This is a genomic window from Paraburkholderia atlantica (assembly GCF_009362785.1).
Classification (GTDB): Bacteria; Pseudomonadota; Gammaproteobacteria; order Burkholderiales; family Burkholderiaceae; genus Paraburkholderia; species Paraburkholderia atlantica.
Genome location: NZ_WHNQ01000013.1, coordinates 1 through 19,523, shown reverse-complemented (window position 1 = coordinate 19,523; position 19,523 = coordinate 1). Strand labels below are relative to the sequence as shown.

The 19,523-nt window shown below is 63.5% G+C and carries 20 protein-coding genes and 2 pseudogenes; 11 read left to right on the top strand and 11 right to left on the bottom strand.

Annotated features, from left to right (window positions below):
* Nucleotides 1-200: 200 nt before the first annotated feature.
* Nucleotides 201-1,235 (bottom strand): oxidoreductase, encoded by a 1,035-nt coding sequence (locus GCT19_RS19455; protein ID WP_321576832.1) that lies wholly within the window; start codon nucleotides 1,233-1,235, stop codon nucleotides 201-203.
* A 64-nt stretch (nucleotides 1,236-1,299) separates the two neighbouring features.
* Entirely contained in the window at nucleotides 1,300-1,752 is a 453-nt protein-coding gene (locus GCT19_RS19450; protein ID WP_152852837.1) for a MarR family winged helix-turn-helix transcriptional regulator, read from the bottom strand.
* A gap of 156 nt (nucleotides 1,753-1,908) precedes the next feature.
* Between GCT19_RS19450 and GCT19_RS19445 the strand changes: the two genes are divergently transcribed.
* Nucleotides 1,909-2,331 carry a PPC domain-containing DNA-binding protein gene (locus GCT19_RS19445; RefSeq protein ID WP_152852836.1) on the top strand — a complete coding sequence of 141 codons (423 nt, stop codon included), beginning with the start codon at nucleotides 1,909-1,911 and terminating at the stop codon, nucleotides 2,329-2,331.
* A 38-nt stretch (nucleotides 2,332-2,369) separates the two neighbouring features.
* Here the strand turns inward: GCT19_RS19445 and GCT19_RS19440 are convergent, their stop codons facing one another.
* Entirely contained in the window at nucleotides 2,370-2,981 is a 612-nt protein-coding gene (locus GCT19_RS19440) for a LysE family translocator (protein ID WP_152852835.1), read from the bottom strand.
* 599 nt (nucleotides 2,982-3,580) lie between these two features.
* Between GCT19_RS19440 and GCT19_RS19435 the strand changes: the two genes are divergently transcribed.
* The 3 genes from GCT19_RS19435 to GCT19_RS19425 all read left to right on the top strand — a co-directional run bounded on the left by GCT19_RS19435 (nucleotide 3,581) and on the right by GCT19_RS19425 (nucleotide 7,255).
* Entirely contained in the window at nucleotides 3,581-6,223 is a 2,643-nt protein-coding gene (locus GCT19_RS19435; protein ID WP_152852834.1) for a glycosyl hydrolase family 28 protein, read from the top strand.
* 272 nt (nucleotides 6,224-6,495) lie between these two features.
* Nucleotides 6,496-7,014, top strand: coding sequence for a DUF2778 domain-containing protein (locus GCT19_RS19430; RefSeq protein ID WP_176134689.1), 519 nt, complete (start codon nucleotides 6,496-6,498; stop codon nucleotides 7,012-7,014).
* Nucleotides 6,995-7,255: a hypothetical protein gene (locus GCT19_RS19425; RefSeq protein WP_152852833.1), complete on the top strand. Its 261-nt coding sequence runs from the start codon at nucleotides 6,995-6,997 to the stop codon at nucleotides 7,253-7,255. Before GCT19_RS19430 ends, GCT19_RS19425 begins: the two co-directional genes overlap by 20 nt.
* A gap of 131 nt (nucleotides 7,256-7,386) precedes the next feature.
* Here the strand turns inward: GCT19_RS19425 and GCT19_RS19420 are convergent, their stop codons facing one another.
* On the bottom strand, nucleotides 7,387-9,069 hold the full coding sequence (locus GCT19_RS19420) for an alkaline phosphatase family protein (RefSeq protein WP_152852832.1): 1,683 nt from the start codon (nucleotides 9,067-9,069) through the stop codon (nucleotides 7,387-7,389).
* Nucleotides 9,070-9,472: 403 nt separating this feature from the next.
* A complete protein-coding gene (locus GCT19_RS19415) occupies nucleotides 9,473-9,877 on the bottom strand; it encodes a DUF427 domain-containing protein (protein WP_018433736.1) in 405 nt (134 codons plus the stop codon).
* A 352-nt stretch (nucleotides 9,878-10,229) separates the two neighbouring features.
* On the opposite strand from GCT19_RS19415, the gene GCT19_RS19410 reads away from it, so the two are divergent.
* Nucleotides 10,230-11,216: a hypothetical protein gene (locus GCT19_RS19410; protein ID WP_026228346.1), complete on the top strand. Its 987-nt coding sequence runs from the start codon at nucleotides 10,230-10,232 to the stop codon at nucleotides 11,214-11,216.
* A 51-nt stretch (nucleotides 11,217-11,267) separates the two neighbouring features.
* On the opposite strand, the gene GCT19_RS19405 is transcribed toward GCT19_RS19410, so the two are convergent.
* The gene (locus tag GCT19_RS19405) at nucleotides 11,268-11,810 is read right to left on the bottom strand and encodes a DUF4142 domain-containing protein (RefSeq protein ID WP_018433738.1); all 543 of its coding nucleotides are present in this window, start codon (nucleotides 11,808-11,810) and stop codon (nucleotides 11,268-11,270) included.
* A gap of 160 nt (nucleotides 11,811-11,970) precedes the next feature.
* Between GCT19_RS19405 and GCT19_RS19400 the strand changes: the two are divergent.
* The 5 genes and pseudogenes from GCT19_RS19400 to GCT19_RS19380 all read left to right on the top strand — a co-directional run bounded on the left by GCT19_RS19400 (nucleotide 11,971) and on the right by GCT19_RS19380 (nucleotide 16,409).
* Nucleotides 11,971-13,004: pseudogene (locus GCT19_RS19400) on the top strand (glycosyltransferase family 4 protein).
* Nucleotides 13,005-13,413: 409 nt separating this feature from the next.
* The gene (locus tag GCT19_RS19395; RefSeq protein WP_013094009.1) at nucleotides 13,414-13,635 is read left to right on the top strand and encodes a DUF2795 domain-containing protein; all 222 of its coding nucleotides are present in this window, start codon (nucleotides 13,414-13,416) and stop codon (nucleotides 13,633-13,635) included.
* Nucleotides 13,634-14,104, top strand: a pseudogene (locus tag GCT19_RS19390) (membrane-bound PQQ-dependent dehydrogenase, glucose/quinate/shikimate family); the annotation flags it as partial. The gene GCT19_RS19395 and the pseudogene GCT19_RS19390, both read left to right, overlap by 2 nt.
* Nucleotides 14,105-14,203: 99 nt before the next feature.
* The gene (locus GCT19_RS19385; RefSeq protein ID WP_152852831.1) at nucleotides 14,204-16,021 is read left to right on the top strand and encodes an HAD family hydrolase; all 1,818 of its coding nucleotides are present in this window, start codon (nucleotides 14,204-14,206) and stop codon (nucleotides 16,019-16,021) included.
* A 100-nt stretch (nucleotides 16,022-16,121) separates the two neighbouring features.
* Nucleotides 16,122-16,409, top strand: coding sequence for a hypothetical protein (locus tag GCT19_RS19380; RefSeq protein ID WP_018433743.1), 288 nt, complete (start codon nucleotides 16,122-16,124; stop codon nucleotides 16,407-16,409).
* A 31-nt stretch (nucleotides 16,410-16,440) separates the two neighbouring features.
* Here the strand turns inward: GCT19_RS19380 and GCT19_RS19375 are convergent, their stop codons facing one another.
* The 4 genes from GCT19_RS19375 to GCT19_RS19360 form a co-directional block, all read right to left on the bottom strand.
* Nucleotides 16,441-17,040: a hemerythrin domain-containing protein gene (locus GCT19_RS19375; protein ID WP_018433744.1), complete on the bottom strand. Its 600-nt coding sequence runs from the start codon at nucleotides 17,038-17,040 to the stop codon at nucleotides 16,441-16,443.
* An 87-nt stretch (nucleotides 17,041-17,127) separates the two neighbouring features.
* Nucleotides 17,128-17,451 carry a hypothetical protein gene (locus GCT19_RS19370; RefSeq protein WP_227749290.1) on the bottom strand — a complete coding sequence of 108 codons (324 nt, stop codon included), beginning with the start codon at nucleotides 17,449-17,451 and terminating at the stop codon, nucleotides 17,128-17,130.
* A 43-nt stretch (nucleotides 17,452-17,494) separates the two neighbouring features.
* Entirely contained in the window at nucleotides 17,495-17,752 is a 258-nt protein-coding gene (locus GCT19_RS19365; RefSeq protein ID WP_321576831.1) for a hypothetical protein, read from the bottom strand.
* Between the two features lie 86 nt (nucleotides 17,753-17,838).
* Entirely contained in the window at nucleotides 17,839-18,036 is a 198-nt protein-coding gene (locus tag GCT19_RS19360; RefSeq protein WP_018433747.1) for a hypothetical protein, read from the bottom strand.
* A gap of 411 nt (nucleotides 18,037-18,447) precedes the next feature.
* Between GCT19_RS19360 and GCT19_RS44400 the strand changes: the two genes are divergently transcribed.
* A complete protein-coding gene (locus GCT19_RS44400; protein WP_265334628.1) occupies nucleotides 18,448-18,573 on the top strand; it encodes a hypothetical protein in 126 nt (41 codons plus the stop codon).
* Nucleotides 18,574-18,600: 27 nt separating this feature from the next.
* Here GCT19_RS44400 and GCT19_RS19350 read toward each other — a convergent pair whose 3' ends face one another.
* Nucleotides 18,601-19,485, bottom strand: coding sequence for a manganese catalase family protein (locus GCT19_RS19350; RefSeq protein WP_152852829.1), 885 nt, complete (start codon nucleotides 19,483-19,485; stop codon nucleotides 18,601-18,603).
* Between the last annotated feature and the right edge of the window lie 38 nt (nucleotides 19,486-19,523).

The following is a 19,523-nucleotide window of genomic DNA, read 5'->3' as shown; positions in this document are numbered from 1 at the left end:
TGGAGGCACTGCGGGAGACCCCGGCGCTCGACGCTGCAGGATCGACGTCAGGCGCCGGGAGTTCGAGTGCAAACCGGTCGGCGCTCTTTGTCCGTGCGGGAGTTCGCCATTGAGGCCATTGCGCGATGAGATGCAGGAAAAGCGCGAGGCGCGCGTGCGGTCATGTTTGAATGTGTCTCCCGCATTCCGCGATCCATGCGCTATCCGGTCGCTGTTCCAGTCAGCGATTCACAGACCTGCCAGAGACGCATTGCATCGGTTCCGTTTCTTGCCTGACTGGCGACGTTCGCTGGTCCCACGACTTCACCACGTGTTTCGAACAAGCCGAGCGGACCATAGTAGCCGCCGTCGACGACATCGGCCGCGGTGGCGGCATAGAGCGTTGAAAGCGCGCCGGTCTGATCACTGTTGAACAAGGTATCGATCAGTCCGCCTAGCGCGGAGCGGACCATCGGGCTTGCGGCAAAATGGTCGGCACGAAACAGATTCGTGTTGGCAACGCCGGGATGTGCGGCAACTGACATCACGCGCGACCGCACGGCGCGCAATCGGCGGTCGAGTTCGAACGCGAACATGAGGTTGGCGAGCTTCGACTGTCGATAGGCGGCCATCGGCCTGTAGTGACGCGTTGCCTGAAGGTCGTCGAAGTCGAGCCGCCCGGTCTTGTGTGCGATAGATGCAACCGTGACCACGCGCGGCCGCTCGGCAGACGCTCCTGCCGCCATCTCGAGTGCAGGCAACAGCAGGCGCGTCAGGGCGAAATGCCCGAGCACATTGGTGCCGAACTGCAATTCGAAGCCGTCGACCGTTTCGAGGCGCCGGCGGGGCGCCATGACGCCCGCATTGTTGATGAGGATGTCGAGCGGCCGGCATTGCGCGAGTTCGCGATCGCAAAAGGCGCGCACCGAAGCAAGGCTTGCGAGATCCAGTCGTTGAAGCCGCAATCGGGCGGCGGGCAGTTCTCTCTGCAGACGGGCGAGGGCATCGGCGCCGCGCTGTTCGTCACGGCAGGCGAGCACGACCTCCGCGCCTTTGCGAGCCAGTATTGCAGCGGTGTGATAGCCAATGCCGCTGTTGGCCCCGGTGATGATGACGCGCTTGCCGTGCTGAGGCGTGATGTCGGCGACGCTCCATTGTTTGTTCTGGTTCATTGGCGACTGTCGAGGGAAGGCCGTTAGCCGGGGAGAATGCCGATTAGCATACCCGTTGCACCGGCGCTGCTTTGCGGCGCTCACGCCCACGGCCAATCCATTTCGATTGTTCCTTTAATCGAGTAAATCGATGACGTTGCGGGAATACTCAGGAGTCAGCGAGCCGCTGCAGCAGCCCCACCGCGGCGGCGAGCCTAACCTGTTCTCTAGCCGATAGCTGCGCCTGCAGGGCGCGGATGAGCCAGTCCTCTTTGGCCGCCCGACTCGCCTGCAGCGTTCGTCTGAACGTGGGTGTGAGATCGATAAGGGTTTGGCGTCCATCGGTCGGGTCCGCTTCGCCTTTGACGGCGCCCAACGTTTCCAGGCCGGCAACGGTAATGCGCATGGACTGTGGTTTCACGCGCTGCGCTCGCGCCAACGCGGAAACGGTGGCCGGGCCGTCGCGCTCCAGATGAAACAGCACCGACTTCTGTGCCGACGTGAAGTCGCTCGATTGCGAATGTTCTCGCGCGCGGCGAACCAGTTTGCTCACGGCAACGCGCAGTTCGCCGGCAAGGGCGGCTAAATCGGTAGAGTGGGGAGACAGTGATTGACGTGTCATCGCGAGAACATAGCATATCTACAGTTTAACTGTACAAGTTAGCTGTAGATATTTGCGTCGTCGAGTCAGCACGAACACGGCAGCGACAAGCGCCGGTAAGATACCCTCTCATCCACGCACAATCCCCGCGTCTACCGCATTTCAACCGGCCCAGGCATGCAAGCCCATCCCCTCCGACTGTCGCCCGGCGACGACCTTCGCGTTGCCATCGAAGACGCGCTTCGTCAACGCGAGCTGCAAGCGGCCTTCGTCGTCCAGGGCATCGGCAGTCTCCACGTTGCGGCATTGAGGTTCGCTGGCGCGCAAGCACCGACGGAAGTTCGCGGCGACCTCGAAATATTGACCCTCGCAGGCTCCGTCTCGCCCGATGGCGCTCATCTGCACATGTCGATCGCGGATGCGCACGGACAGGTGTTCGGCGGTCATGTGGCGCACGGCTGCACGGTGCGCACGACGGTCGAGTTGTTGCTGGTGTCGGTTCCGGGTTATTCGTTCGCGCGGGAGCCTGATCCGCAGACGGGCTTCATGGAACTCGTGATTCGCGGCGGCGGCGGTGCGCCGCGGCCCGATTCCGCCTGACCGTGCGAAGGCGGCATCCCTTCGTGCGCCAGTAGCTGTCAACGCCCCGCCAACATCCGCCCGCCGACTCCGACCAGCAGCACACCCGCAGCCGTATCGAGCACGGCCTTGCGGCGGACCAGCGTGCGCCGAACCGCCGGATGCGAGGCAAGCAAAGCCATCGCGCAGTACCACGCGCATGAAATGCCGATCGACAGCGCGACCACCGCGATATCGAGCCACATCGGCGCATGCGCGGGCACCATCAACGCGAAGATGCTGCCGTAGAACGCGATGGATTTCGGGTTCGTCATGCTGACGAAATAGCCTTTCTTCGTCGCAGCCCAGCCGGACGCGGCGCTGCCGACGCCCGCGGACAACGGCCGCCGCGCGGTCACGATCATCTTGATGCCGAGCCAGATCAGATAGAGCGCGCCGGCGATCCTCAGCACGGCGCCGAGCCAGGTGACGTGCGCGACGATCAGGCTCAACCCCGCGATCGCGAGCAAGGCCCACGTGCCGGACGCGGCGGCGAGCCCGAGGCCGGTCATCATGCCGGCGCTGCGTGACGCAATGGCCGTCGAAGTGACGATCAGAAAGTTGGGGCCCGGGCTCGCGACGCTGAGCAACAGGACGCCCGCAAGCGCAAGCAGGATGTTGACGGATTGCAAGATGAATCTCCCGTGGTGGGTTGGGTGTGGGTTGAAGCGATCGCCCGGACGCTTTCATCATACCGACGCGGTTTGATGCGTCGTCGGCGCAGGCGTCGCTTTGTAACTTTCGACCTTTCGCCGTGCTTTGGGCCCGCTGACCGTGTCTCTGATATTGGGAGGTCGGGTTTACTGTAATTGAAACAGCGCCCGCTTCTAAAGCATGATCCGTCGTACGTTGTATGACGAATATTACTATTGCCCGACAAGCTGGTTCGCGTGCTCGCGGAGTCGGTTGGCTGTGAGTCTGTCGCGTGGCCGGTTCGTAGCCTGAAGATGAGCTTCGAGACGCCGTCCCATGCTGGGCAAAGCTTTTCGGTTGCTCTGCGCTCTTGAGATCTGGCTGGGAGCCGGGTCGTTGCGTGGACATAAGGTGCGGGACATTTTGTTTTTGGCCGCCGCGCGTCGAGTGAAAAGCTCCGGATTTTTATGTCGTGTCTTGTACGATGTCTTATAACAAATTGATGCTCTGCACGCCCTGACGCTTTCCCGCCCCATCCGCGCAAAGAAGGCGCGGCCTGTCAGGAACAGGCACTGGATCGACCCCAAGGAGATAACTTATGAAGATGCGCTCAGTCCGAGAGCTTGCGGTACTCGGCCTGTTTGTTTTGACCGTCGCCGGTTGCGGTGAGGGCAATAATATTTCAGGTTCGAGTTCGACCACGCCACCCGCCAACCCGACCTCGCCGACGTCCCCGGTCTGGACGCCCGGCCGCTACGCTGGCGATACGAACCTGCCGGATTCGCCGTCTTTGCCGGCGGACACGCAGGTTTGCTCGACGCTTCAGGCAAGCAACAACCTGGTGAAGAACGCGGACGGCTCGCTGCCGGTCAGCGCCGACCCGACGCCGGCCGCTTACGGCGGCGCAACCACGGCGCTCAACAACCCCGACCAGGCGCGCATCCAGGCCGCGCTCGACGCGTGCGGCGCCTCCGTGGACGCGGAAGTCGGCGCGAAGATCACGCAGGCTGACCAGCAGGCCGCCGCTACGCAACAGGCGGCCAACAATCCGAACGTCAACATCGCGGGTGCATCGAGCGAAACGCTGTCGAACCCGACCTATAAGGCCACCAGGTTCGCGGTGCGTCTCGTCAGGAACAGCAGCGGAGCCGGCAATGCGTTCCTCAGCGGTCCGCTGGTTCTGCCTTCGGGCGTCACGCTGTGGGTCGACGACGGCGTCACGCTGTTCGCGAGCCGCGACGTGGTCGTGTACGACAAGACCGCACAGGATCGGCCGAACGCGATCACCTGCGGCGCCGCCATCAACAACCCGGCCGGGCTTCCCGCGCCGGCCGGCACCGCCAACGCGGGCGCGGCGACCATCGCGGGCACGAGCGGCATGCAGAACTGCTATCCGCTGATCCGCGGCACGCATACGGTCAATGCGTCGATCATGGGCACGGGCTCGATCGATGCGCGTGGCTACATGCCGCTGATCAGCTCGTCGCCGCAGTATCCGATGATCCGCTGGGCAACCGGCGTGACCGAGGCGTTCACGTATTCGGGCAACAACATCACCGGTGTGACGACGCCGAAGTTCAGCTGCACCAATACGATCGCCGCTTACCGCGCGGGCACGCTCGCGCCGGAAGGCACCGCTTGCGACGTGGTCACCGCGATGGGCAAGACGACGCTGACTACGCCGGCCGTCACCTATGTGGTGAACCGCCAGGCAACCAGCATCCCGAGCGGCTACACGGTCAACGGTGGCGGCTGTACCGCCGGCACGGCCGGTTGCGCACGCTGGGTGACGGCAAGCTGGTGGGATATCTCGTACCACGGCAACAAGGACATCGGCGGCGGCCCGTACAGCTTCCAGGGCAACCCCGGCATGCTGTGGATGCAGCAGTCGAAGAACCTGTCGCTGTATCAGATCACGTTGCGCAACAGCACCTTCTTTACCGTCGAAGCCGACGGGGTGGACGGCTTCACCGTGTGGGGCATCAAGATCATCACGCCGTTGCTGCCCGATGCGGCGAACCAGGCGAGCGTCGGCATGAACAACGATGCCTTCGACGGCGTCAGCGGTTCGTACACGCACCTCTATACGGGCGCGACGATCGACGCCAGCTCGACCGGCGTGAAGAACACCGACGGTGTCGACCCGAGCGTTGCCGCAGGTCCGGAACACGCGGCTCTCGGCACGGGCAGCAAGACGACGTCCGCAGGCCAGGTGTACTTCGACGGCTACGTGAAGAACGTCGCGATCGTGTACAACTTCCTGAGCCCGTCGGACGACAACGTCGCATTCAAGGGCGGACTGCAGGACCCGCGTCCGGCGTCGGCACAGGGCGCGACGACGCCGGCCAACATGCTGTGGGCCATCGACGGCAACCGCGACGTTTCGTCGAACCGCACCTACGGCATCACGGTCGCGCACAACCACAACTACAACGGTCATGGTCTGTCGATCGGCAGCCCGACGAATGCAGGTGTCCGCAACATTCACTTCTACGACAACTACTTCGACAATATCTACGACGGCAGCAACGCGTCTACCGATAATGGCATCGTGGGCCTGCGCATCAAGAGCGGTCAGGCACGCGGCGGCGACGTCAGCAACATCTACTACGACGGCGCATGTATGCGTGGTGTGAAGGATTTCCTCGTGTTCGACATGTACTACACGGGCCCGAGTGCCGATCCGATCACGTACACGGGGTTGGGCTGGCTGGTGCCGAGCTTCCACGACATCAACCTGAGCAACATCCGCATGATGAACATCCCGGCCAACAAGGCTGCGGGCAAGAACGGCGGCGGCGGTCTGACGTTCCGTGGTTTGCATGCCGACACGGCTTACGCCAATACGCAGAGCGTGATCCAGTTGAACCTGGATAACGTGGTCGCGGACAAGGACGTCGCGTTGTCGATTGCGAATCTGAGCAAGCCTGTCGTGAACATCGGTTCGACCGATGGCTCGTCGCAATCGAAGGCGGCCAACGCCACGCTGAACCTCGGCGCGAACGTGAGTCTGATTGGCTCGTCGATGGCTCACGGCGCGGGCGGCATTTTGACGAACACGTCGAGCGGCGCGGGCAAGTACACGACCCCGACGAACACGTTGAACCTGACCGTCAATGGCAGCGACGACGCTGGCGCCGCGGGCGACACGGACCCGGCGGGTACGATCGTCTCGCAGAATGCGAAACTGTCGCTGTGCGATCAGGCTTCGTCCTGGCCGGTTTTCCCGAATGTGAAGTAAGCGTGGTTGCTTGAAAGACCAGGACCCGCGGTGTCAGGCTGCGGGTCTTTTTTGAAGCCTCACGGGTGACCGTGGGGCTTTTTTTCAACCTTGACAGACGTGCCGCCAGATGCGGATAGTCGACGACCATCGCACACGTCCCGGCTTTTTCAGAGTCGTCTGATGCCGGGGCACGAAGCACACACCTAGCATCGCGCCCGCGCTACTCGCTATGCCTTCCTTCCGGCGAGTGGCGACTGACCTACAACCAGCGCAAGCAGGAGGCGTGACACGTGGCCTACAACGGCAAATTTCTCGTGAATAACGAGCCCCTATCACCGCTCACCATTTTTGGCGTGGGCACCTTCGACGCTTATTCGGGCGACCGGCAATACCGCAATCGGGGCGGATGCACAGCTGTGCCTGGCAAGGGGCCGATTCCCGCCGGTAGATACTGGATCGTTGACCGTCCAACTGGCGGCATCCGTTCACAGGCGTACGCCTTGGGAAAAGACGTGTTGAATGCCGTTTCCGGCCATCCGTCGAATCACGGTGACTGGTTCGCCCTGTATCGGGATGACGGCAGCATTGATGACTTTGCGTGGGTCAATGGCGTCAAGCGTGGTCAGTTCCGGTTGCATCCAGCGGGCGGGCACGGCGCATCACTTGGTTGCATTACCCTGCCAAGCCATAGCGATTTCATGAGAATCCGCAATGCGTTGCTGCACACGGCGAAAATCCCCGCGCACACTTCGGGCCTGCGCGCATATGGAACCATTGAGGTCATCACATATGGCAACACTTGCCCGTAGACTGTTCAAGGTCGCGTTGTTTCTGGCACTGTTTGTCCTATCAGTTCTTTATGTTCGCCCGCATCCCTACGAGTGGACAGAACGCGAGTCGAATGCATATTGGGCGACTTCCGATTGGCTCGGTGTGCGTGACCCTGATGACGTGTATTACGCGGTATGGGTGACAATCGAACTGATGGTGGCGACGCTGGCGTATGTGGCGATCATGAAGCTATGGCGGTGGTATCGCACGAAACACTGAGCCCAAGCTCTCGCACGCGCCGGCACGCGCGGTCCCCGCGTCACGCCCCCTCAGAAACGACCGCGCCGCGATCGTTCCAACACCGATCGCGGCGCAGCTCACTACTCGAATACGTCGACCACAGCAAACACTCAGTCTTCGCGATCGAACTCCGGCAGCGGACGCGTTCCTTCAATCGCGACCGAATGCAGCAGCTCGGGCTTCAGCTCGAGCAGACGCAAGATCGTCGGTGCGACCTGCGTGGTCAGCACCCGCTCGTCGTTGACCTGCCCGGCGTGATGCGCATGAGGCACGTACATCACGAGGCCGAGATGGCTGTCGTCGGGCGCGTTGCCGCCATGCTCCTCGTCCTTCGACGTGCTCGACGTATAGATGACGCCCGGGTTAGGCTGAACGATGATGTCGGGCGTACCGCCGCGCGACGGATCGCCGAACCGGCTCGCCAGTTGCGGGCCGGACAGGATGTACGCCTGCGGACCGTCCGCGCAGATGCCCGGCGCGTTGCAGCTCAGATTGTCTTTCAGCGTCTTCACGACCGAGGCAACCTGGCTTTGATCGCGCAGCCAGATCAGACCGACGTCGTCGGTCTGCACGAAGCCGGTGCCGACGAGCCCGGTGCCGTCGTTCAGGTTGCCGCTCTTCGTAGCGGCCTGTCCAAAATTGCCGCCCGAATCCAGATAGTTGTTGGCTTCGAGCAGCTTGGTCAGCGTATCGCCGTTCTTCACCAGCTTCGAATGATCGGTCGGCGACTGACCATGCTTCGCGGTCACGATGATCGCCGTCGACGAATAGAGATTGCGTTGCTTCAGTTCGGACACGATGCGTCCCAACGCGTCGTCGATATAGGCGATCGCGCCGGCCACTTGCGGACCCGGCGTGAAGCTCGCATCCAGATAACCGCCGCCCGTCGCGACCGTGGCCTTCTGCGCGACGCTCAGCGTCTGGAAGTTGGCGCCGAACACGGTCGGAACCGCGACGTTCTTTCGACCGGTCGAATCCTTGCCATCGATTTCATGGATCAGCGATTGCACATGGTAGTTGTCGAACTTCTCCGTGTGCGTGTACGTGTCGAGGTAGTAGGTATTGGTATCCGGATCGATCGAATTTATTTCGGTTCGCGAAAGATCGTCGACGCCCATGCCGGACGGTCCGTTGAGCCAGTCGTAGCCCCACGCGTGTTTATCGGCCCACGCGGTGCGCGCGCCGTTCACGTTGCCCTTGATCACTTCGAAGACCGTGTTGGTCTTCAGGTAGTTGTGCGGATAGACGGGCGTACAGACGCCATTGACGAGCGCATGCGGAATCGCCTGCGGATTGAACGTGCCGCCGCCGTCGAGATGGATCAGCGCACCGCCGTTCTCGCCATCGATGCCGGTCGTTTCATCGAACACGACGTTCCAGCCGGTCGGGCCCGTGCAATTGGTATCGGACGGCGCATAGAGCGTGCGGTCGTAGGAGACGTCGTAGAACAGGCCCGCGGACTTCGGCGAGCCGCCGGTCACGAGCGCGGCGAGGCCCGGAAACGAATCCGACAGTCCCGGTGTATGCGCGTTCGTATACGTGGTGCCTGACTTCGCGAGCAGCGCAAGGTTAGGGCAAGTATTCGCGCCGATGCAACGCGCGACGTCCTGCTCATGCAGACCGTCGAAGCTGATCAGCAGCACGTGCTTGACCGACGCGCGATCGCGATCGTGATCACGGCCGTGACCATGATCGTCGCCGGCGGTCGCGACTGCCGAGTACAGCCCGGCGAGCAGTGCGACGGCGGCGCACATTGCGCTTTGCTTACGCTTCCATTTCGTGATCGGTTTCATGTCTCGTCCTTTTGTTTGACAACGAATTTGGGTAAAGCGGGACGAATTTGAACCGTAAAAAAGTCATTTGCGTGACCCGGATTTTTTATTTGGCGATACTGAAGTCTTAAGGTCTTGTTAAGGTCCGCGTGATCCGTGCGAGTCGTCAAGCATGAAAAAACGGCGCGGGTTATCGCAGCCGGTGCCGTTTCGCCGGTCGGTGGTCAATTACCGTCAGGCGCCATCGCAGTGACGCGGATTCCGTCGATGTAACCTTTTCAGCCATGTTGATTCACCTCCGTAGCGCGGCTTGAATACCGACTGCAAAGAGAACGAGCGGCCCGCTCAGAGTCACAGCTGGCGTGGCGAAACAGCGACCGCCGCGCCGTGCGGGTGGCCGGCCAAAAGGCGCGGGCGAATCGGCCTAGTGGGCGGCCGGCTCCTGCGTGATGGAATCCACGCGGTCGGGATAGAACGCGAGGTGTTCGCGGATCGGCGCGACTGCGTCGTAAGGGTGCTCGTAGGTCCACACCGCGTTGGTGCCGCGCTCGCCGGCCGATGGAATCGAGAAATAGGCGCATTCGCCTTTGTACGGACAATACGTTGCATGCGCCGTGCGTTCGAGCCGGGTCATGTCCACGTCCCTGCGCGGGATATACAGCACGGCCGGATAGCGGGCTTCGCGCAGCGTCAACGCGTCGTGGGTATCGGCGATCACCTGGCCGCCTGCCATCACGATCACGCGCGCGCGGTGCTGCTCGATCGTGATCGGATGGTCCGGGCCGGGGACCTTGACGGGTTTGTCGTTCGGGACCGAATGAGTGGACATAACGATGCTCCGTGGGAAAGTGGGGCTGCGAAATTCCGTTTATCGACGGTGGTGTCCCTTGCCCGAGCGCAAGGCAAGCGACTGAAGATATGCCCGTATTGCCGTACTACTTTACTTCGGGTATTTCTATACATACTAGCGCAGACCTTCCAGGTGCTGTGAGCGGCGCAACGCCCGCCGGAGTTGCATCGACTGCGTGCACGTGTTTCAGTGCAGCGGAATCGCGACTTCGCGGAAGACGAACACAATTAGCCGACTGACAGGAGTGCGTGATGCTCGTTGGATACGCCGTGTTTGAGTCTGCAAGTCAGCCTGCAATCTCGTCGTCGACAAATGGCGAGGTTGTTTGACTATGCCGGCACTTCGGAAGCGTTGGTCACTTCGCGCATTAGGCGCGGGTGCCGCTGTGCCTTTGAGCCTGCTGTCGTGCCCGTCGCACGCGCAGGTCGTGCCGGGGCAATTGTCGAGCAATACCGTGATTGGCGGCAATGTAAAGCAGCACGCGGACGCTGTGCTCGCGATCATGAGCTACACGACGGTCCCGGACGTCACGACCAGCAATCTGTCGGTCAATAACGGCCTGACCGGTAATCCCGGCTTCGGGCAGACGCAATTCGGCGGCGGCTTCACGCTCAGCAGGTCGTTTCCGTTGTACATGGAGGGCACGCTCGCCTACAGCCGCTACGATCCGATCTTCATCGCCACGGATGGCGCCCAGCAGCGTGCGGTGCCGACGAAGTGGAACACCTTCAGCGGCACGGTCGGCCTGGGCTGGGATTTCCGCATCACGGACGAACTGGCATTCCGTCCGATCCTGAACGGTACGATCGGGCGCGTATCGAGCGACCTGAAGGTGGGGCAGACGCTGTTCAACCACGTCACCGACAGCAACCTGCAGTTCCTCGAGAACGGCTCGCTCAATGCCTACGGCTATGGCGGCTCCCTGATGCTCGACTTCGAGCACTACCGCGAAAACTACGAAATCGACGCCGAATTGCGGGCAACCGATATTTACCTGCGCAGTTTCGGCGGTTCATCGGAGGCCGTTCAGGGCTCGGCCACGGCCCAGCAAGTGAGCCTATGGACACGCTGGCGCGCGCCCACCGGCTGGCACGCGCTGGACCGGCCAGTCCGCTACGTGCTCGAAGCCGCTTACTCGCACTATTTCGGCGACAGTGCGGGCGTGCTGGGTTTCAACGACCTCACGTCGCTTGGCGTCGGCCTCGAACTCGATAGCAGCAGGTATCCGGTCATCGTCACCCGCACGCGCGCGATGGTGCGCTATGTGTTCGGTCGCAATGTGCACGGCGTGTCGTTCGGATTCGCGATGAGTTTCTAGCCCGGATTGCTTTGCGGACTACACGGATGGCGTGGATACCTGCCTTCGGTGCTACTGCGTCACCCCCTTCTTCGCCGCGAGATCCTGCGCCATCTTGTAGTGCTCCTCGATGGTAGGCAGCGCTTTTTGCGCGGCCTTTTTTAGATCGGCGTTCTGGCCATCGGAAATTTCCTTCTTGAAAGCGCTCAGCGCATCCTCGTGTCCCTTCACGCCGACCTTCTGGATATACGCCTGATCGAATGCCTTGCCATGCAGGCCCTTCAGCGAGTCCAGCACCGTGGTGTCGGAATTGTCCTTCGGCACCGCGACGCCGTGTGGCGCAGCCATCTTCAGTTGCATCGTGAGCTTCGTGTGATCGAGCATCATGTGGTGCGCGAACGATTTCACATCCTTGTCGCTGGAGTTCTTCGTCGCGAGCTTGGCCGCGTCGATTTCGGTCGACGACGACATGCTCGCCGCCTGCACGAAGTCCTTGTCGGCCTGGGGCAGCGGATTGGCAGTCGTGGTCGAGGCGGCCTCGGTTTGCGCGCCGGCAATATGGGGGATGACGGCAAGCCCACAGCACATCGCGGCAATGGCGGTAACGCGCTTCATGTTTTCTCCTCTACGAAGTGGAACGGGATGAATCGAAGCGGGACGGATGACACGCTTCGATCGACACCCCGCAAGCGCCATACCATCGTCCACCGCGCGTCTGGAATGGTGATTGCTCGACGACGGAGGTCTGTACCGTACAAGAACGACGGAGGCTCGCATGCGCATCGCGCAAGTGTCGACGCTCTACGAGCGCGTGCCGCCCGTCGCCTATGGCGGCACCGAGCGCGTCGTGTCGTGGCTGACCGAGGCGCTGGTCGAGCGCCGCCACGAGGTCACGCTATTCGCGAGCGGCGACTCGCTGACGCGCGCGCATCTCGTGTCCGTCTATCCGCGGCCGCTGCGCGAGGTCGAGAACACCGCCGACCCGCAGGCGTTTCATGTCGCGATGCTCGAACAGGTCGTGCAACGCTCGGCGGACTTCGACATCGTGCACTTCCATACCGACTACACGAGCTTCCCGTTCGGCAGGCGGCTGCGCTGCGCGCACGTGACGACGCTGCACTGGCGGCTCGACATCCCCGGTCTGGATGCGTTGTACCGCGAGTTTTGCGACGTACCGCTGGTATCGATCTCCGACGCGCAGCGCGCGCCGCTGCCGCGACTCGCGTGGCAGCGCACCGTCCATCACGGCCTGCCGCGCGGTCTTCACACCTTCAGGCGCACACCGTCCGACTACCTGGCATTCGTCGGCCGCATCGCGCCGACCAAGCGGCCCGATCTCGCGATCGAGATCGCGCGCCGTGCGAACGCGCGGCTCGAGATCGCGGCCAAGATCGACGACGGCGATCGCGTCTACTACGAGCACGAGATCGCATCGCTGATGCGGCAACCGCATGTGTGCTATCGCGGCGAGGTCGGTGGTCGTGACAAGGATCGCTTCATCGGCGACGCGCGAGCGCTGCTGTTTCCGATCGACTGGCCCGAGCCGTTCGGACTCGTGCTGGTCGAGGCGCTGGCGGCGGGCACACCGGTGATCGCATTCGACCGCGGCTCGGTCCGCGAAATCATCGACGACGGCGTGACCGGTTTCATCGTCGATAGTGTCGACCAGGCCGTCGATGCGGTGAAGCGTATCGGCGAACTGGACCGGACGCGCTGTCGCGAAGCATTCGAGCGGCGCTTCACCGCGCGGCGCGCATGGCCGACGAGTACCTCGAGGTATACCGGAAGCTGTTGGCATCGAAGCGATGAAGCGTTGAAGCGCAACGACGCCCGCGCGAGCGTGGATTTTTCAACGCGGGACGCCATTCTTGACCAACGCCATCGGCTCTGACAGCCACGGAGCATGTGGGCGAACCTCGCGTCACGCGGGCGCCGCGTGCGCGTGCGCAGCGGCCTGAGCGTATCGATCGGCAAGCACGAGTGGGGCAGACCGTCATCGCGCATCTCACGGCGCATCCCGGCGCCCTACAGGCACGCCGGATGCGAAGGCACGAGCATCCGCGCGTGCCCGAACCGATGCCCGCTACGGACATGCAGCCGGAGCAGCAGCCGGTACGCGACACGCCGGACGTGCAAGCGCCAGGCTCGGCGCCGCCGTGCCGCGCCACCCCGGCCAGCACTTGACCCTTCCACGCAACCCACCCATCAGGGGAACGAAATGACCGACTCCCGTTCGACCACGGGCGAGCGCCCGCTGAATCCGTTCATCGACGTGCAGAAAGCGCTGAAGGGCGCTTCCTATCCCGCCGACAAGGACAGCCTCATCGAAACCGCGAAAGCCAATGGCGCCGACGACGACGTGCTGCAACGGCTCCAGGATCTGCCCGACCAGCAGTATCAGAGCCCCGCCGACGTCTCGAAGGGCGTCGGCAATGAATAAGGGCAGCGAAACGAGCGGCATCAAGCTCGCGCTCGGCGCGCCATTCGGCTTCGAACTGAACGCGTTCCTTTCGCCGCTCGGCATTCCGTGTCAATCGCCGCCCTGGGGCTACGTGGCCGGCGTGGATCTGCGCCAGGGGCATATCGTCTGGGAGCACAAGAACGGCACGATCCGCGATAGCGCGCCGCTGCCGATCCCGATGCCGCTCGGCGTGCCGAGCCTTGGCGGCATGGTCACCACCGGCGGCGGCGTCGCGTTCCTGTCCGGCACGCTCGACTACTACCTGCGCGCCTATGACGTGCGCACCGGCGCGCGACTGTGGCAAGCGCGTCTGCCGGCCGGCGGCCAGGCCACGCCGATGACCTATGCCGACAGCAACGGCAAGCAGTATGTGCTGGTGGTAGCGGGCGGACATGGCTCGCTAGGCACGAAGCAGGGCGACTCCGTGGTCGCTTATTCGTTGCCGTAGTCGCGCCGGTATCGCGCTTGCTCGGTTGAGGCATGAATCGATCGAAGGACGGCGTAGCAGAACGAGACCCTGAACACAGGCCCCGACGAAGGATCACCCATGCGATTTTTTGCGCTCGCGACCGACTACGACAACACGCTCGCCACCGACGGCCAGGTCGCCGATTCGACGTGGGCCGCACTCGAACGCCTGCGCGCGTCGGGCCGTCACGCGATCCTCGTCAGCGGACGCGAGCTCGACGACCTGCTCGCGATCTGCCCGCGCATCGAGCTGTTTTCGCGCGTGGTCGCGGAAAACGGCGGCGTGCTGTATTGCCCGGCCGATGGCGCGCGCCGTCTGCTCGCACCGGCACCGCCGGAGAATTTCGCCGCGGAGTTGCGGCGGCGCGCGCCCAACGCTTTCAGCGTCAGCCAGACGTTGGTCGCGACGATGAAGCCCCATGAGCATGTCGCGCTCGATGTGATTCGCGACCTCGGGCTCGAATTGCGGATCATCTTCAACGGCGACGCGGTGATGATCGTGGCGCCGGGCGTGTCGAAGGCGAGCGGTCTGAGCGCGGCGCTCGCCGATCTCGAACTGTCGCCGCTGAACGTGGCCGGTATCGGCGACGCGGAAAACGACCATGCGCTGCTCGACGCGTGCGGCCTCGCGGCGGCCGTCGCGAACGCCTTGCCGGCGTTGAAGAAGCACGCCGATATCGTGACGGGCGGCGTCGCGGGTGCGGGCGTGGCCGAACTGATCGACGCACTCATCGCCGACGATTTGCGCAGCACCGCCGACGCGTCGCCGCGCAATCGCATCGTGCTCGGCCCCCGCTGTGATGCGCCGGACAGCGAGCCGCTGTCGTTGCCCGTATACGGCAGCGTCGTGCTGCTCGTCGGTGAATCGGGCTGCGGCAAGTCCACCGCGACGGCGGGCCTGCTCGAACGGCTCGCGGGCGCGGGCTGCCAGATGTGCATCGTCGATCCTGAAGGCGACTATGACAATGACGATGCGACCTTCGTGCTCGGCGATGCGAGCAATGCACCGTCGATCGAGGAGGCGATGCAGTTGCTGCGCCGTCCGGCACGGCCGGCCATCGCGCTCAATCTGCTGCGGGTGCCGCCGTCGGATCGGCCGGTGTTCTGCGCGAATCTGCTATTGCAGGTGCAGCGTTTGCGCACGCGCACCGGACGGCCGCACTGGCTCGTGTTCGAAGAGGCGCATCACGTGTTTCCCGCGCAATGGGCCGGCGCGAACCAGGCGATTCCGGAAGCGCTCGAAACGGCACTCGCGGTCACCGTGTCGCCCGAGCAGTTATCGCCGGTGTTGCTGCAGCAGGTCGGCACGGTACTCGCGATGGGCGACGGCGCCCATGCGGCCTTGCAGCGCTTTGCCGCGGCAAGTGGACGTGAGCCGCCAGCGTCGAGCGGTGACGGTGCGCAGCTCGCCAAAGGCGACGCGCTGTTATGGCGCGTCGGCGCCGCCGCGCCGCCGCAACTCGTGCGGCTCGAACCCGGTCGCAAGGAAAAGCGCCGGCATCGTCGCAAGTACGCGGAAGGGCTGCTGATTCCCGAGCGCAGTTTTTATTTTCGCGGCGAGCACAACGCGCTGAATCTGCGCGCGCACAACCTCGTGCTGTTCGTCGAGATTGCCGAGGGTGTCGATGCGGCGACATGGCAGTTTCATCGCCAGCGTGGCGACTATTCGCGCTGGTTCGAACAGCAGATCGGCGACGCGGACCTGGCCGACGAAGCACGCGGCATCGAGCAGGACAGCGCGCTCGATGCGGCGCAAAGCCTCGCGCGCATCCGCGCGGCGATCCACGCGCGCTACACCCAACCGGAGAATCCTTCGCTGCCCGCGGTGTTGACCGGCTCGCCGCAAAGTCGCGACGAGCCCGACGCGCGTCAGTCCGACGCCGATCCGCGGCCGTGAGGCGGGATTGCAACGCGCCCCGCGCACGTTGCCCGCCGGGCACGCGTTATGCGCAACTCCGGTCAAAGCGGGCCGATGCAACGGACCGAAGGAGCCGAACATGCGTGTGCAGGCGATAGAGATGGCCGACTTCCTCGTAAGCTGGACCGTCATCAGAGATTCGGAGGGTGCTTTTCAATGGATCGTGCTAGTGACCGAGCGCGGCGGCGGGCATGGCACGGTCTTCGAGCGACGTGGGACGTGTGGCCACGTGTCGTGGGGCGACGCGCAGGACATCGCGGCCGAGAATGCGCGCCGCGTCGCGGCTACGCTCGTCGAACCGGGCACGCTCGACAAGGCGACACAGCGGCGCGGGCGGACGCCGGCGGCGCCCGGCGCGAATCGTTGATGCCCGCTTGCGTCAGTCGTTCGCGCATCCGCTACTCATACTGCCGCCGCGTCCGTTCCGCGCGACGCGACTTCGGCAGGCTGCGCCGCAACGCGAACAATAAGGTCGATCCCAGCAGCAGCGCAGCGATCGGAAAGGTGCCCGCCGCATTCACCGCAATGTTCATCGGACGCTCTCCGAGCAACTGCATCCGGCGGCGCGTCATCGCGGCGCCGAGCGACTGCAGTTCGCTTTTCAACACGCGCTCGGCGTCGGGCAGCAGGATGGTTTCCTCGTCGGCGACGTGATGGGCGACTTCGCGGATCAGTTGAAAAAACAGCCCGTCGTAGGCGGCGTTTTCAGGGCCCATTGCGCGCAGCTTTGCGATCGTCGCGCGCATCTCGTCGTGCTCGGAACGACTTTTCGACAATGTCTCGTCGTTGCCTAGCGCGCGGTCTAGCGCCGGGTAGAAGATTTCTTCCTCCAGTTGCGCGTGGATTTCAAGCGCGTCGCACACGCCGTTGACGATCGCGCGTTTGCGCCACCACGGCGTGGACGCGTGGTATCGGTGCGAAGCGGCGAGCACGTGCATATGGTCGAGGCGGATCATCGACGTAATCGATGGCGACAGCGATGAGGCGTCGTTGGGCATGGCGTTTCTCCACGGAAAGGGTGCTCGCGGGTACCGCATGCGCCATTCCTGATGCCCCACAATGGGTCAATCGTGCGCCAGTGCCCGCTAGCGGAGCTCTTTGCTGCTCGACAGTGCGCTCAAGGCGGAGTCCGTGGCATCCGCTGCACGGGCGAACAGATCGTCGACGATTCGGCGCGCCGCGCTATATCCGCCCATCACCGCATCGGCTTCGGTGTCGAACGGCCGGCCGCCCGCAATGTCGAAGCGCAGCGGCGAGAACGTGGCAACCGCAGCACCCGCCTGATAGATGTGAACCACCGCCGCATAGCGCGTGCGTACCGCCGCGCGCCCTGCGGGGCGCAACGTGAAACCGGCCTCGACGGTTACCTCGATCGTGAACCCGTGGTATTCGTAGGTCCGCATCATCATGTCCTTCGTTGCGTGAGTGTGTGATCGCGCCGCTGCGCGACGATCATGCGCGATGGCCGCGGCGCTCGCTGCGTGCTTCGAGCGTTGCGAGCCGCGCGAGCAGCAGCCGCGCTTGCGGTTGCAGCGCCGGCGGCAGTTCGGCATTGGCCTCGATGCGCGCGCGCCAGTAAGCCGGCCTTGCAACTATCGTGCCCTGCCAGTCGAGGCAGTCGCGTTTAACGAGTTGTTCGAGGCGCTGGACCATCGTGCTGATGTGCTTCAATTCGTTGGCGGCGTCGTTATAGTTACGCGGGGCTTTCACAGGTTCTCTCCAATTTGTTGTTAGTCGTTGTCGTGGGTCAGCGTTTCGACCATACCGCGTCGCTCGCTCGACGGGCCTGTGCCGCCTCAACGTTTTCGCATCAGGGTTTGAAGCAACGATTCGCCGTGGTTCGTCACGCGCGGACGATGCGCGCCTGACGGTGTGCTTTCGAGCGCGACCAGGCGGCGCTCGAGCAGCGCGTTGAATTCCTCGCGCTCTATATCGGTGGACTCCGGCGATGCCTTCACCAGCATCAAAACCGCAAATTCATGAGGGCTCAGCATGGTCTTTCCGGAGCGGTCAATTTTTCACGGAACGTACGTTTTTCGCGTTGTCGACAGTAAGTCGTGCCGGTCTGTCGACGTGTCGGAAAACGCCGGAATCAGCATACGCTGGCAACCGCAAAAAGGTGCATCCAGGCGTGTGTCCGAAACTCTCAGATTGCGGACAGCCATACGGGGACACGCGACCCCGCCTTCGCGCGAATTCGAAGAAACCTGTTCGCGGCCGATTTGGCGTAGCGTAGTCAATGTGAATGGCGGTTGAAGGAGGGCACAATGCCTGACGTCCGACGAGGCTGCCCTCGCGCCATCGATGCGCGGGAGCACGAAAATTCCGCGAGGTGCGATCCCAACCGCGACGCGGCGCGCGCTGCGAAAAACCGTCGTGCGGCGGCGCTGCGCACATCGCTCGTCATGACATTCGCGATCGCCGCGACGGCCGCGTGCGCGACGCCGCCCGAACGCGGCACCGCGCAGCCTTCGGGTCAACCGACCTGCAACGTGGCCGGCAAGTTCTGCAACACGTTTTTCGGACCTTGACGATACCCGCGGCAGCGCCTCGAGCGATCACCCGACCTCGTTGCTGCGCGGGACTTCGCTGCCTATTTCGGCGCCGGTCGTCGGATCGCTCGATGGGTCGGAGCGCAGACGCGTGGCCATCGCAGTCACGGCGGTTTCCTGCTGCGCTTCGAGTCCCACCGACGCACTGCCGTCGCCGCCATCCACCGCCGGTTCACCGGTCTGTATCGTGAGACCGGTGCCGCTGTTCCACGGTGTGTTGATCACTGCTCCGTCGTGCGACATCTTGTAGTAGACGCTCGCGAATTCCTGTCTCGGCGGCAGCTTGCCCGGCGGGAAACTCGGCGTGATTGCATACAGCGCCTTCTCGAACGACTTTTGATGCGCGACTTCGCGGGTCATCAGAAAGCCGAGCGCTTCGCGCACGCCGGCATCGTCGGTCACGTTGATCAGCCGTTCATAGATGATCTTCGCGCGCGCTTCGGCGGCGATGTTCGAGCGCAGGTCCGCGGTCGGCTCGCCGATCGTGTCGATGTACGCGGCACTCCACGGGACGCCGCCGGAGTTCGTCAGCGGCGGTCCGCCGCCGTATAGCACCTGCGTAAGGTGACTGTCGTTGCCCGCGCCGTTGAGCTTGCGATAAAGCTCGGCCTGCGCCTCGACCGCTTCGGCGAGTTCGCCCTTCGCGCCGCGATTCAACATCGCGACGATCGAGCCGATGATCTCGAGATGGCTCAGCTCTTCGGTGGCGATATCGAACAGCATGTCCTTGCGCCCGGGGTCTTCTTCGGCAACGGCCTGCGTGAAGTAGCGCATCGCGGCGGCCAGTTCGCCTTGCGGCCCGCCGAACTGCTCGAGCATCAGATTCGCAAGCCCGGGATTGGTCGTGCCGACGCGGACCGTGTATTGCAGCCTTTTGTTGTGCATGAACATCGTGACCTCCATTGGAGTTGGTACTGTGGGTCTTCCAT